This window comes from Variovorax sp. Root434, from assembly GCF_001426595.1.
Lineage (GTDB): Bacteria > Pseudomonadota > Gammaproteobacteria > Burkholderiales > Burkholderiaceae_C > Variovorax.
On the sequence record NZ_LMEK01000026.1, the window covers coordinates 295,806 to 309,786 of the forward strand.

General features: G+C 63.4%; 10 protein-coding genes and 3 pseudogenes. 9 read left to right on the top strand and 4 right to left on the bottom strand.

Going from position 1 to position 13,981, the window contains the following annotated elements; translation table 11 throughout:
- Window positions 1-31 precede the first annotated feature (31 nt).
- The 3 genes and pseudogenes from ASD05_RS29790 to phnD all read right to left on the bottom strand — a co-directional run.
- Window positions 32-369 (bottom strand): annotated as a pseudogene (locus ASD05_RS29790) (NAD(P)/FAD-dependent oxidoreductase); the annotation flags it as partial.
- Between the two features lie 213 nt (window positions 370-582).
- A complete protein-coding gene (locus tag ASD05_RS26150; protein ID WP_056598632.1) occupies window positions 583-1,992 on the bottom strand; it encodes an IS701 family transposase in 1,410 nt (469 codons plus the stop codon).
- Window positions 1,993-2,049: 57 nt separating this feature from the next.
- Window positions 2,050-3,390: a phosphate/phosphite/phosphonate ABC transporter substrate-binding protein gene (gene phnD, locus ASD05_RS29795; RefSeq protein WP_082572360.1), complete on the bottom strand. Its 1,341-nt coding sequence runs from the start codon at window positions 3,388-3,390 to the stop codon at window positions 2,050-2,052.
- Here phnD and ASD05_RS26160 point away from each other — a divergent pair.
- The 9 genes and pseudogenes from ASD05_RS26160 to ASD05_RS30310 form a co-directional block, all read left to right on the top strand.
- The gene (locus tag ASD05_RS26160; RefSeq protein WP_056598638.1) at window positions 3,389-4,075 is read left to right on the top strand and encodes a response regulator transcription factor; all 687 of its coding nucleotides are present in this window, start codon (window positions 3,389-3,391) and stop codon (window positions 4,073-4,075) included. The genes phnD and ASD05_RS26160 overlap by 2 nt on opposite strands.
- Window position 4,076: 1 nt before the next feature.
- A complete protein-coding gene (locus ASD05_RS26165; RefSeq protein ID WP_056598640.1) occupies window positions 4,077-5,426 on the top strand; it encodes an ATP-binding protein in 1,350 nt (449 codons plus the stop codon).
- A gap of 131 nt (window positions 5,427-5,557) precedes the next feature.
- A complete protein-coding gene (locus ASD05_RS26170; protein WP_082572361.1) occupies window positions 5,558-6,607 on the top strand; it encodes an ABC transporter substrate-binding protein in 1,050 nt (349 codons plus the stop codon).
- A 10-nt stretch (window positions 6,608-6,617) separates the two neighbouring features.
- Window positions 6,618-8,840: an ABC transporter permease gene (locus ASD05_RS26175; protein ID WP_056598643.1), complete on the top strand. Its 2,223-nt coding sequence runs from the start codon at window positions 6,618-6,620 to the stop codon at window positions 8,838-8,840.
- Window positions 8,841-8,866: 26 nt separating this feature from the next.
- The gene (locus ASD05_RS26180; protein ID WP_056598646.1) at window positions 8,867-9,916 is read left to right on the top strand and encodes an ABC transporter ATP-binding protein; all 1,050 of its coding nucleotides are present in this window, start codon (window positions 8,867-8,869) and stop codon (window positions 9,914-9,916) included.
- A gap of 61 nt (window positions 9,917-9,977) precedes the next feature.
- Entirely contained in the window at window positions 9,978-10,952 is a 975-nt protein-coding gene (locus ASD05_RS26185) for an AraC family transcriptional regulator (RefSeq protein ID WP_056598649.1), read from the top strand.
- A gap of 594 nt (window positions 10,953-11,546) precedes the next feature.
- A pseudogene (locus tag ASD05_RS29805) lies at window positions 11,547-11,684 on the top strand (transposase); the annotation flags it as partial.
- Window positions 11,685-12,525: 841 nt separating this feature from the next.
- Window positions 12,526-12,870 (top strand): hypothetical protein, encoded by a 345-nt coding sequence (locus tag ASD05_RS31125; protein WP_056598652.1) that lies wholly within the window; start codon window positions 12,526-12,528, stop codon window positions 12,868-12,870.
- A 307-nt stretch (window positions 12,871-13,177) separates the two neighbouring features.
- Window positions 13,178-13,315, top strand: a pseudogene (locus ASD05_RS30310) (IS5/IS1182 family transposase); the annotation flags it as partial.
- Window positions 13,316-13,721: 406 nt separating this feature from the next.
- On the opposite strand, the gene ASD05_RS29815 reads toward ASD05_RS30310, so the two are convergent.
- A complete protein-coding gene (locus ASD05_RS29815; RefSeq protein ID WP_082572365.1) occupies window positions 13,722-13,964 on the bottom strand; it encodes a helix-turn-helix domain-containing protein in 243 nt (80 codons plus the stop codon).
- Between the last annotated feature and the right edge of the window lie 17 nt (window positions 13,965-13,981).

Sequence of the window (13,981 nt, forward strand, 5' to 3'; positions counted from 1 at the left end):
GGTTGCCGCATCGGCCTCACTGCCGTTTGTTTCAGGCGATCCTGAAAGTAGCCACCTTGCCCCATGCCGACTGCTAAATCGCTCCGGTCGATACGGCATGGGATCGAAGATCGGGGCGGCACCCGTGACCAGATCGCCGATGAGATGGCCCGCGCCGGGGCCGATACCGAAACCGTGGCCGGAAAACCCCGCGGCCAGGATGAACCCTGGGATGCCAGGCGCTTCGCCGATGCCAGACACGCCGTCTGGCGCGCTGTCGACAAATCCAGCCCAGGCATTGGCAACCCTCGCTGGGCGAAGCGCTGGCAGCAGGTCGATAGCCCGGCGGTGTATCTCTCTCTCCGCTGCAGGATCGGGCCGAGGGCCGAGGGCCGAGGGTCGAGGACTCTCATGCGCGCAGACCGGTCACTCGACAGTGAAACAGAATCCAGTCATTCCGGACCTGAATTACTGCATTCATGTCAATCTCGATCTACTACAACTTTCACCACGAGAGCAACCTCGCGGCAAATGGTGCATTCCACCTTTGCCTCTTCAACGTCCTGCGGCAGGGCGGTGGACTTGTTCAGATCATTCTTAGTCTTACTGTGTCATAAGAGCAGTTTTGCGCTTGCCCTTCCGCAGCAGGGGCACTGTCCGAGACGAGCGATCAGCTGATAGCTCAGTCGATGGCGCAGTGTCGTGATCGACGTCGGCACGTGGCGCTGCGCGCGCAGGACTGCCTCGGGGGACGTAATCCTCGGGAAGCGCAGGCACTTGGCGTTCGATGAAGTTTTTTTTACCGCCGACAAACTTGTCGGCGACGAGGCGTTCAGCCATCAGGAACCCGTAGGCCGCGATGCTCAAGGCGGCATGGTGGTGGAATCCCCGCCACCCTCGGCCCTCGTAATGGCCCAGGCCGAAGTCCTGCTTCAGATCTTGGTAGTCGCGCTCGATGCGCCAGCGCTGATGAGCGACGTCGACCAACTCGTTGATCGGCGTGTCCTCTGGCAGGGTGGACAGGAAGTACTTGCTCGGTTCAGCGTCGCCTGCCGGCCACTCGATGAGCAGCCACTGCTCGGGACGCAGGCGTGCCTTTCCCATATTGCCACCGGCGTGGCGCACCCGAACGGCCGCAAAGCGGCCGTTCAGTGTGTCGTTGCTTCCCTCGCGCCAACTGATGTTCTGGAACGCTCGGCTGGGCAGGGACTGCGCCAATGCCTTGACGCTCACGGGCTGCAGCGCCGCAGTGCGCCTGGGCATCACGGGCGGTCGGCCCATGCCGCTGTAAGGCTTGGGCGGCAGCGGCTGAACGCCAGGCGGCCAGACCACGACGGCAGATGTGATACCTACCGCATAGAGCAGGCCCATATCGCTGAGCGCCTGACGAAAAGCGTTGTCCACACCGTAGCCAGCATCGGCCAGCACGCAGTGGCGCGGGGCACCTTCGTCCAGCAACGTGCGCAATTGCTGCAGCGCGATCTGCGTCTTCGTGGCGAAACGAACCTCCTCGGGAACGCCAGCCTTGGCGCGGCGTTCAGCATCTGCCGCCCAGTCCTCGGGCAGGTACAGCTGCCAAGCCACGGGCAGGCTGCCCTGCTTGCTTGCAAGCGAGATGCTCACGGCCACTTGGCAGTTGTCCTGTTTGCCCAGCATCCCGCAGTACTGACGAGTGACCCCGACCGAGTGGCGACCCTTCTTCGGGAACCCGGTGTCGTCGATGACCCACCAGCCGCCCTGACTGAAGTCCATCTTGGGCATCACCCACTGACATACGCGCCGCAGCATCTGGGTGTCCGACCATTCGGCCTTGGCCACGAAGTGGTGCAGTGCTTGGTGCCGCGCGCTGGCGTGCGTCGGGTCCACCCGCGCGGCCATGGGCTCCACGCTCTTGCGTGACAGCGGAAGCATCAAGCCCGTGCAGTAGCCACGAAGGCCCGCGTGCCGGTCCGCGTGACCCAAGCCTTCGCTCAGGTGCTCCAGGTAGCTATCGAAGCGCTCGGCTGCATTCATCAATCCTCCGTTGCGAAGACGAGAGGATCGCATTATTTCACTTATGACACAGTAAGATTAGCTCGTAGATCGCAGCAGCTGCTCCATCCTCGAGCCGCGCTGCATGACCGCGCCGGCCTTCTGCATCCGCTCCTTCTCGCTCAGCCCGGGGTCGCGCATGATCTGCTGGCTCGCCTTGAACATTTCCAGGTTCGCGATGGTGATGAGCTGCCGGTTCGAGGACTGGCGCCAGCCGGTCAGCTTGTTGATGTCCCAGAGGATCCTTTTCTCCTCCGGATCCTTGGTACCGAATCCGTAGGTGAATGAGGCGATCCTCTGTTTCAGCTGCTGCGGCAGCTCGGTGCGCCAGACCATCGGGGATTCGGGAATGTCCGGCGACTCCCACAGCACGCGGATCTTCGCGGCGTCGGCCGGGCGCCGGGAGCGAAGGTAGTCCAGCTCCGAAGTGTTGTTGGTCGCGACATCGACCTCCCCCTTGGCAACGGCCAGCAGGTTGGCCTCGTGGCTTCCGCGCCGGACTTCCCTGAACAGTCCCGCCGGGTCGATCACTCCCTTCTTGACGAAAGCGAAGTACATCGGGACGAGATGTCCCGAAGCACTCTTTTCGTCGCCGTCGCCGAAGCGCAGCTGCGGGGCCGAGCGGATCAGGTCCTCGAGATCGCGCAGCTTGCTGTCTTGCGGCACGATGAGGATCGAGCGATAGGAAGCCTTGCCCTGGTTCACCATGGTGGCGAATACGCTGCCGACCCCCATCTCCACGACGTCCAGCGCGGCTGCATTTCCGAGCCACGCCACGTCCATGCTCCCCGCTGCGAATTCCTTCACGATCTCGTCGGCGGCGCCGAACACGCGCCGGTCTATCGAAGTGCCCGTTGCAAGCGCCATCCGATCGAGGAACGGATTCCAGTTCTTCAGCATGACTTCGGGATCCCGGGGGCTGATGAGTCCGAAGGCCAGCCGGGCCGTGGGCTGAGGCCCGGGCGGTTTTGCGGCCTGGGGCGTGCCTTGCGCCCAGGCGGGTGCGCATCCGGCAGCGCCGGCCCCGATCAAAAAATGACGTCGTTTCACTGTGTCTCCTGATGCTTTTTTTTGCATGTGTCGTTGGTGGGCAAGGGAGCGGACACCTGAGCAGCCAGATGCGCAACCCCGAATCCATGATTGAGTCGTCATGCGCCGGTGCCGAGAGGAAAAGCACGGTGACTGTGCGAAAGCATGTTGAAAGACTCGAGTCCGGAAGATGGATGCCGGCGGCCATGAACGTGCCGGTCGCCCGGGGCGCAAGTGCGAGCCCGGCGGCATCGGCTTCAGGCCGGGCGGTCTTTCTTTCGACTGTCTTTCGACTGTGCGTGGTGCAAGCCCCAGTTCGTGGCAAGGCCCTTGATGGCACCATTCGTCCATGAAGCTTTTGCTCGTGGAAGACGACTTTGACCTGTCGGGGGTGCTCTCCCGAAGCTTGTCGTCGCGCGGCTTCGAACTGCTGTGCTGCAGCGACGGCGTCGAGGCCTTGGCCGCGGCTCGCAAGAAGAGCTTCGACATCATCGTGCTCGACCTCTCGCTTCCCGGGCTCGACGGGCTCGAGCTCCTTCACCGTCTGCGCGGCGACGGAAACGCGACCCCGGTGCTCGTGCTGACTGCCAGGGGCGCTGTCGGGGACCGGATCGCCGGTCTCAACGCCGGGGCCGATGACTATCTGGCCAAGCCGTTCGACCTGGAGGAGTTGATCGCGCGCGTCGGCGCGTTGACCCGCCGCTTCGGGCGCGACGGGGAGTTCAGGTGCGGACGACTGCGCTACGAGGCGTCTGCCAATGTTTTCTACAAGGACCAGAGCCCGCTCGATCTCTCGCAGCGCGAGGCCGATCTCCTGAAAAAGCTGATGTCACGCGTCGAGCACGTCGTCCCCAGGGAGGTACTGAGGGACGCGGTGTTCGGCGCGGACGCGGCGCAGGCGGAAGCCATCGACGTCGTCGTACACCGGCTCCGGAAGAAACTGGTCGGTGCGAATGTCGAAGTGCTGAACCTGCGGGGAGTCGGATATCTGTTGTGCGACGACGCGTCGGTGGCGGCGCAGCGTCCATCCTCTTGATATGAAGTCGCCGCTTCAACCGCCGCGCGCCGGGTCGCTTCGGCACTTCCTGCTTCTATGGCTCCTCGGGGGGCTATGGCTTCTGATCGCGTGCATCGTGCTCGTCCATCTGGTGGGGGGCCTGATCACCTTGGCGCGCGAGCAGGATGCCCGCCTCGTCGCGAAGCTTGGGCGGATCGACGCGGCAGGCGGTGACGAGATGCAAGGCGTTCAGGGCCCGGTGCCGCCGGTGCCATCGTTCTATCGGGTCAGTGCCATCGACGGAAGCCTGATCGCGGGCGACCGCATGCTCGAGGCATTTCCGTGGACCGCGACCCTGCCGGAGTCCGGCGATCCCCGCTTTTATGTGAGCCAGCGGAGCGGGACATCCGTGCGGGCCGTAGCGGCCCTGCGAAAGGACGCGCACGACCCTGACCGGAAGGTGGTCGTCCAATTTGCCGAACCGATGCGTGCACGCTTCGAGCTCTGGGACGAGCTCCCCGGGCAGCTGCTCGGATGGATCGGCGTGGCAGCCGTCGGCATGTCCCTAGTGGTGATTTCGGGTGTGGCCATGACCTCGCGATGGCTGGAGCGTGCGCGCCAGGCCCTCGATGCGCCGCAACTGGATGTCGGTCTCTACGACGGGCCGTCCGAGCTGCGCCCGGCGATGGCGCGCATGCACGAACTCCATCTGCGGCAGCGCGAATGGGTGGAAGAGCAGCGCCGCTTCCTCGCCGACGCGTCGCACCAGCTGCGCACCCCCATGTCGGTGCTCCGGACTCAGCTGCAGTCGGCCATCGCCGGCGATGTGCCGGCCTCCGAGATCCTGCCGCAGATGCTGCATACGGTGGATCGGGCGACGGACATGGCCAATCAGCTGCTCAGCCTGAGCAAGCTCGAGCAGATCAAGCGTGCGGGGCGGCTGCAGACCGTGCTGCTGCACGCCGTGGCCCTGGACGCGGTAATGGAGCTCGCACCGCTCGTCGCGGCCAAGCGCCTGGACTTCGCGCTCGAGGGCGACGATGGGTTGGGCGCCACCGGCGATCCGCTCATGCTCGGTGAGCTGCTTCGCAACCTGCTTGCGAACGCGATACATCACACGCCCGACGGCGGCCGGCTCGGCATCCTGATGCGCGCCTATGCCGCAACGATCGAGCTGGTGGTGTGGGACGGTGGGCCCGGCTTGGACGATGCGTTGCGCCCGCGGCTGTTCCAGGCGTTCTCGGCGACCAAGGGCGGTGTTGGGCTGGGGCTGTCCATCTGCCGGCAGATCGCGGAAGCCATGGGCGCGACCATGGAGATCCACAACCGCGTCGACGGCGGCCGCGTCATCGGCGTCGACGCCGTGGTTCGCTGGAGCCAGGGGCCCTGACCGCCGACGGCGCAGCGTGCCGCATCGCTGCGCTTGCCGCGTCCTTCAATCCGTGCCTTTTCACAGCCCTCGCGTGGCTGGGGGCAGTGCTTTCACAAATTTCTCGGGATTCAACCGTCAAGGAGACGAACATGAAGAAGAAAAACGCGCTTGCCGCTCTCGCGGTCCTCGCCATGGCAGGCATGACCGGTCTGACCGGCGTGCCTGTCGCCCACGCGCAGGGCGCAGGCCAGCTGAACGTCATCTGTTCCGTCCAGGACGAATGGTGCTCGCTGATGAGCACGACCTTCGCCCGCAGTTCCGGCATCAAGGTCAACGTGCTCAAGCGAGGCAGCGGCGAGGCGCTGGCGCAGCTGCTGGCGGAGCGCAGCAATCCGAAGACCGACGTGTGGTTCGGCGGCACGGGCGATCCCCACCTGCAGGCCGCGGAGCAGGACTTGACGCTCGAGTACAAGTCGCCATCCCTCCCGCAGCTCCACGCCTGGTCGCAGTCGCAGGCCGAACAATCGAAATGGCGGACCGTCGGCGTCTACTCCGGCCCGCTGGGTTTTGCATTCAACACCGAGCTGCTGGCGAAGAAGAAGCTGCCTGAGCCCAAGTGCTGGAAGGACCTGCTCTCGCCGGCGCTGCGCGGCGAGATCCAGGTTGCCAACCCGACGAGCTCGGGCACCGCCTACACCATGATCGCGACCCTGGTGCAGCTGATGGGGGAGGACAAGGCTTTCGAGTACATGAAGGCTCTGCACAGGAACGTCGGGCAGTACGCGCGCTCCGGTACGGGTCCCATCAAGGCCGCAGCCCGCGGTGAGACCACTGTTTCCATCAGCTTCGTCCATGACGCGCCCAGCGAGCAGATGCAGGGCTTTCCGATCGCGACCGCGACACCCTGCGAGGGAACGGGCGCGGAGATCGGATCGATGTCGATCGTCAAGGGCGCACGCAACCTCGATAACGCCAGGAAGTTCTATGAGTGGGCCCTGACGCCGGCGGCGCAGCAGCTGGCAGCCGCGGCGCATCAGTACCAGCTGCCCTCGAACAAGTCGGCCAGGCTGGACAGCCACGTTCCCGATTTCCGCAAGATCCGCCTCATCGACTACGACTACGCGAAGTACGGGCAATCGGCAGAGCGCAAGCGCCTGATCGAACGCTGGGACCGCGAGGTCAATTCCCTGCCACGTTGATCGGTCCGGCATGAAACTCAACGACAACAACCGACCGATCGCGGTCTGGTCGATCATCGGCCTCGTCGCTTTCTGCGTCCTCCCCTGGTATGCGCTGCCTGAAGGCTTGTCCGGACTCCAGGGCATCGGCGAATTGTTTGCCGGGCATGACAGCTCCAGCGCGCTCGCCCAGATCCTGCTGCATCGGCGTCCCTGGCTTGCCATTGGGGTCTGGCCGCTGTTCGTTGCGCTGGTGTCCCTGCGCATGGCGCCTGGGGTCGCCCAGGGCCGCCTCCTCGCCTGGTGCAGCGCGTTGGGCGTGGCGGGAATGCTTCTCCAGGGCTTCGCCATCGGATTGCCCGCGGCCAGCGTGATCCACGGCGCAAGCCAGCCAGGTTTCGGCTGGGGGGCCATGCTGGTACTGTGTTCGCTTCTTATGCTGGCCGCATTCGGCATGGCGCGAACCGGCGCATTCCGCGGCGACCTGTTCGTCGCGGCGGCGGTGCTCGGCGCCAGTAGCCTGCTGGTCACCTTCGTCGCCTTTCCGGTCTTCAGGTCGTTGTCCAGCGCCTTCCTCGACGACAGCGGCCACCCCAGTGTCGCGGCCTGGCTCGCACGGATCGCAAGCGAGCGGATCTGGGGCATCGGCTGCGCATACTCCGCGCAGAGCTGCGGCGTCGCGTGGAACACGTTGGCACTGGCCACGTTGACCGGCCTCACCACGACGGTGCTCGGAACGCTGCTGGCCCTGATCGAGAACCGCAGCGACTCCAGAATCCGCAACGCGCTTCGATTCCTCGCGCCTTTGCCCATCATCACGCCTCCCTTCGTCGTGGGACTGGGCCTCATCCTCCTGTTCGGGAGGGCGGGCATCGTCAACCAACTGATCGAATGGGCCTTCGGAGTGGAGCCTACGCGCTGGTTCTATGGCTGGTTCGGCGTCTGGCTTGCGCAGCTGTTCGCGTTCACACCGATCGCCTTCCTGATCGTGCGCGGCGTCATCGAGGGCATCAGCCCTTCGCTCGAAGAGGCATCGCAGACCCTGCGCGCGGGCGGCTGGCGCACCTTCCTGTACGTCACCTTCCCGTTGATGCTGCCGGGGCTCACGAACGCGTTTCTCGTCGGCTTTATCGAAAGCATCGCCGACTTCGGCAACCCGATCGTCGTCGGCGGGCAGTTCTCGGTCCTGTCCACGGAGATCTTCTTCGCCATCGTCGGCGCCCAGTTCGATCAGGGCAAGGCAGCCGCGCTCGCGCTGATCCTCACCGTGTTCGCCCTGGGCGTCTTCGCGCTCCAGCGCCGCGTCCTCGGCCGGAAGAACTTCACCACCGTCTCGGGCAAGGGCGACGCAGGGCTTGCGATGCGCCTGCCCGACGGGCTGCGGCGCGCGGCGCTGTGCGTGGTCGTGCCCTGGCTGATCTTCACTCTGGTTGTCTACGTCTTCGCGTTCTGCGGCGGCTTCGTGCAGACCTGGGGACGGAACTATTCGCCGACCCTTGCCCACTTCCGCACCGCCTTCGAGGTTGCGATCGAGGGTGGTGCCGTGCAATGGATCGGCGTGGCCTGGGACTCGCTCTTCACGACGGTGCGGCTGGCCGCGATTGCGGCACCGCTCACGGCGGGCATGGGCCTGCTGATCGCCTGGCTGCTGGCCCGTGTCCAGTTCCGCGCGCAGGGCGTGTTCGAGTTCTCGGCGCTCATGGCTTTCGCGATTCCGGGGACCGTCCTGGGCGTCAGCTATGTCCTGGTGTTCAACGTTCCGCCGCTGGAGATGACCGGCACCGGCCTGATCATCGTGATGTGCTTCATCTTCCGGAATCTCCCGGTGGGCGTGCGGGCCGGTGCCGCGGCATTCAAGCAGCTCGACAAGTCGCTCGACGAGGCCTCGCTGATGCTTCGCGCCTCGACGGCGCGGACGCTCTGGTCGGTCACGCTGCCGCTGCTCAAGCCTGCTCTGGCCGCATCGCTCATCTACAGCTTCGTGAGATCGATGACCACCGTTTCCGCGGTGATCTTCCTCGTGACGGCCGAGACGGAACTGGCCACTACTTTCATCATCGGGCGAGTGGGCCAGGGCGACTATGGCGTGGCCCTGGCATACAGCACCGTCCTGATCGTTCTGATGGCACTGGTCACGGGCCTGGTCCAGTGGCGGGTCGGCAATCGCCGCCTGGGCAGAAGAGCTTCCGCGGCGGCAACACCCGCCGGCGCGTCCGACGTAAATCGCAGCCCGGCGGCAACTGCATCGCCGTGATCCCAATCCTCCAGCGAAAGAAACTCATGTACGGCATCGAATTCAAGAACGTCTCCAAGAGCTACGGCACGGGTGCCGGCGCGCCGATGGTCGTCAAGGACATCAGCTTCGGTGTTCCGAAGGGAACGCTGACCACCATCCTCGGACCGTCGGGATGCGGAAAGACCACGACACTGCGGATGATCGCGGGCCTGGAAAGCCCTAGCTCGGGCCGCATCTTCATCGACGGCACGGATGTCACCACGCTCGGTGCGGCGCTGCGGAACGTGAGCCTTGTGTTCCAGAGCTATGCGCTGTTCCCGCACATGAGCGTCATCGAGAACGTGTCCTACGGGCTGCGCATGTCAGGCCTGCCAACGCCTCAGGCCAGGGAAAAGGCGGGGCTGATGCTCGAGACCGTGGGCCTCAAGGGCATGAACGAGCGCATGCCCAGCGAGCTCTCGGGTGGCCAGCAGCAGCGGGTCGCGCTGGCGCGTGCGCTTGCGCTGGAGCCTGCTGTGCTCCTGTTCGACGAGCCGCTGTCCAACCTGGATGCCCGGCTGCGGCGCTCCATGCGCGAGGAGATCCGCTCGCTGCAGCAGCGCCTTTCCCTTACGGTGGCCTACGTGACGCATGACCAGAGCGAGGCGCTGGCGGTCAGCGATCACATCATCGTGATGGATCAGGGGGTGATCGCGCAGCGCGGGGCACCGCACGAACTGTACGAATCGCCGCAATCCGAATTCGTTGCGGGCTTCATGGGCGAGGCCATGCTGTTCGATGGGCTTTGCGATGAACAGCGACGGGTTGGCCTGGGTACCCTGAGCATCGCCGCACCTGCGGGAATCGGTCAGGGCCCCGTGAAGGTCGCGGTGCGTCCGGAGGCCTGGGTCATCAGGCCCGTCTCCAACGACGGCCTCGCGGCGCGGGTGATCAAGAGAACCTACGTCGGCAGCACTGTCGAGTACACGTTCTCCAGCCAGCTCGGCGAGATCTTCGTGGTGTCGCCCGAAGTCAGGCAGACCTTGGCGCATGGCGCGCCGGTGAGCCTGCACCTGGCCGACCACGGCGTTTCCATCGTTTCCTTGGTGAAATAGGCGGGCGCTCGCTGCGTTCGCAGGACATCGGTGTCGACGCCGGCGAGATAGCCTTCAGATCATGCAGATGAGTTTCCGACAACCGGCGATTGCCGCCAGTGGGGAAGATTGCAATCCCTTGCTGCAGCTTCCCGAATTCGACGATAGGCAGTCGAGGGACCCGCAGCCTCGGCAGTCGCTGTTCGATATGAATTCCTGCCTGTCTTTTTCGGAGCATGGCGTGTCATGGCAACCCGGGCGCTTGCGTTACCACCAGGATTTCGAACTCCACGTCATCATGGCTCCGTTCGCTTGTGCTTTCGTCGGTGACGAGATCCACAGCTTCGCATCGGGCAATGTCGTCCTGATCGGCCCGCGCCTGCCGCACAACTTTCGGTTCACGGGCACGGCCGATGGCGCTCGCGCGGCGACGAATCCCGTTCTGCGATTCGCCGATGCACCCTTGCGCAAGAGCATGGTCCTGCTGCCGGAGCTGCGCGAGGCCGAAAGCCTTCTGGACAGGGCCCATCAGGGCGTCGAGTTCGTCGGGTTCCGGGAAGCCGCTATGAAGTACTTGGCGCGAATCGAGCAAAGCCGAGGGCTGGAGCGTTTCTCGGTTTTTTCGGCGCTTCTGGACGAGCTCGCGCGATGGAAGGACGCAAGGGTCTTGACGAAGCTGAAGTACGGGCAGGCGCAACCCCTGGCTGGCTGCCGGTCGGAAAAGATCTACGCCGTGCTGGACTACCTCCGGGTGAACTACATGCAGGAATTCAGCCTGCCCGAGATCGGCGCCATGGTCGGGATGCACGAGGCGGCGCTTTCCCGCCAGTTCCGCAAGCTCACCGGCAGAACATTCACCGCCTTCGTTGCCGAACTGAGGGTGGCCAAGGCCTGTCAGTTGCTCCTCCATAGCGATCGCCAGATCAGCGCCATCTGCTATGCCGTCGGCTTCAACAACATTTCGAATTTCAACAGGCACTTCCTCAAACGCAAGGGCCTGACGCCGACTGAGTACAGGGCGCTCGGCGAGCTGGGCCGACGCAGCGGCTTGGACTGAACCCCATCGACTGGAGCACTGGGTTCATCGGAACTAAGCCACCTGCTGAGCGAGTTGGGATTCGAATTCGCTGGTTGGGCGGTCGCCGAACGCTGAGTGCAGCCGCTTGGCGTTGTAAACCTCTTCAATAAACCGCGGCAGCCGTGTTTCCACGCCTGCGAACGACTCGTGGCCTGCCAGATGTTGATTTCCATCTAAGTTTGACCCTCACGATAACCCTGATCTGCTCTCTCGCAACACCATCCGCAGGTGCCCGCGCGAGGGCGAGGCTGCGCCCAGCCAGCCTACGATTCCGGCACCAGTGACTCACAACGCGACCGCATCCTGAGGGCGCAGGCCTTCTGTGTCCGTACCCGTACGCATGCAGCTAAATTTGCGCAGGATCTTCAAGATCGCGATGGAGCTGCACGAGCCGGGTGAATGTCACTGTTCTGATGCTCGCGCTTCGTGCCATCTTGCGGCGAAGTGTCGACGACTGGATAGAAGCGGCGCGCGTGACGTTGAGAGTCAGTCGAAGGCGACGGACGTCGAACTGGGCTGCTGCCGGTTTCAAAGACACCTTGTTAAGGTGGAAGATGAAACCGGAGGTGGTTCATGGGAACGAGAAGGCAATTCAGCCGAGAGTTCAAGCTTGAGGCGGTCAAGCTGGTGAAGGAACGAGGCGTGTCGGTGGCACAGGCTGCACGCGACCTCGATGTACACGAGAACGTGTTGCGCAAGTGGCTTCGTGAATGACTTGGAAAGTGACCCACCAGGTGGGGGAAGGGCGTGGCATGTCGCATGCTTGTGCGAGCGCCGCCAACACGCGTTGAAGAACTGCTTCGCGGACGGTCGCCGGCCAAGCTGCATCCATGACGACGACGTTCATGGTCATGACATCTGGCCTAGGTGAAGAATCCAGCAGCAGCTTTCCGCCGATTGCCATGGCATCAAGGGCTCGCTCAGTGAAATGCACCTGGAACCCGGCTCGGGCCACTGGCGAGTGCTGCCCAACCTCCGGAATGAGTACGGCGTCGGTTAGCGTTTCGGCGAGGCGCCGACACTGTTCCCTGCTGAGTCGGCCCTCGGGGGTAGTGACGGTGATGATGGTCATGGCGATATCGATCAGTGATATTTGTTCAGAAGATGCTCGTTACAAAATCTCATGTGGACGGGGTTGGTGGTCAACGAGCGTGCTTGAACGTCGGTCGATTTCGGCCGATGAATCCTGCAATGTCGGTCTTCTTCCCCGGGGCGAGTGGGCACAGGTGCAGCATCCTCAAAGTATGTCATGTGTCATATCTCTGGTATGTCGCCAACTTTGCAGCAACTTGGCGAAGCAAGAGCCTCTTCTGAGGACACGAAGGAACATGGTCGCTGGCGCGTTGGATCTGCTACGCCGGCGTGGATTGGGCAAGGTCGAGGCGCGAGCGCTCAGCTCGCGGAACCCCGGGGCGCACTGCGGCATCATTTCCCCGGTGGCAGATTGCAGCTTTTTTGAAGAGGCCGTTGCCTCGGCAGAGGAGGTGGGTCAGCCATTGGCCCCTTGCTGAAGCACTGCGGGGCGGTGGCAGGATTGAATGCCTTCATTGGCATGTGGCTGAAAGTGCTGCGAACCTCCCAGTTCGAGGCAGGTGCCCTGTATTGGCTGTATCGGTACAGGGGGCGCCGCAGACGGGGGCAATCGGACGAAGATGTGGTGCCGGATCACCTGTTGGATCTGGTCGCTCATGCGTTTGCCGAGTGGCTGGGGCTGATTGAGAGGTCCTTGTGTGCGGAGGGCGTTAGTGCGGGACGCGCCCGAAGACTCGCGACGCTAGTGGTTGGTGCCATGGAAGGCACAGCGGCAATGTGCAATGCATCGCGGAGCACCAAACCGCTCGAGGAGATTCAAGCAGAGCTTCGTCTGATTCTTTCGAGTGCGACTGCTGGCGTGTAGATCCCACCTTACGGCGTGCTGCAACTAACTTGTTTGACACACTGACGTTGGACGCAAGGGCTGTCTCGTCGGAGCAGGCGGGGGTGTGACAAGCCTGTCACCGAGGGTTCCCTGTTGTGCTGCGCGAGGACTTTCAGAAGCCGCTGACGACACCCCATGCGGATTGGTAAATGGGGGCTCGGGGATACTTGAATCGCCCAGCAGTCGCGGAGGCCAGCTGGTTCAAGTCAGGTGCTACGGTGCTCGACCTGTACTCGCGTCGCATCGTCGGCTGGTCGATGCAGGACAGCATGACCTCGCAACTCGTGTCGTCAAGAGACTGTGGGGCTTCAGCAAGGTGCGATACCGTGGACTTCACAAGAACGCGACCAGGGCATTCACGGCCCTTGCGCTGGCCAACATCTACATGAGCCGAGGGCTGCTGCTGGTGCGCGTGCGTCCGTAAAACGGCGAAGGCCGCCGAAAGCAGCGCGCCGATGCACAAACACGGGAAAAAAACTGTCATCCCTGAGTGCCGATCAGCGCAATCCAAAGCGTGCAGCACGCTCGATGCCGAAAAAAGGGTAGCTACTTCAGCGTAGCCTTAGCTGTCTCTGACTTACAGGGCTACCGTGCTGCGAACATTTGGCGACCGGGTTTGCATTCGCTCGGGAACTGCGACGACATCGTGGTGGGAGCGAACCGCGTGGCCTCGATGGCCGAGTGCGATCACAGAGGCGCGTCAGCGCCTCTTTTCACCTATTCGTGCTTGGAGTGAGCGGTGCTTGATGATTCTCCGTGGGCGTAGTGAGCCTTGGTGCGCGCTTCACGTAGGGCGAATTTCGATGATCGCCTCGCAAAAGCGACGGCTTTTATTCTTCGAGAAGTTGATACGGCCTGAGCTCCAATGCCAATGCGAGACGCTCAAGATTGTCGAGTGAAATGTTGCGAGCTTGACGTTCAACATGAGCGACAAAGGTCCGATGCAGCCCTGCCTCGAACGCCAGGGCCTCTTGCGACCATCCCCTTAATCCGCGCTGCCGGATCAAATTCAACGCAAGCACTTCCCTTGCCGAGGCTTCGGGCTGCTTCGAAGAATTCCTAGAACTTGTCACAGGGGAAGTCTTCGAGA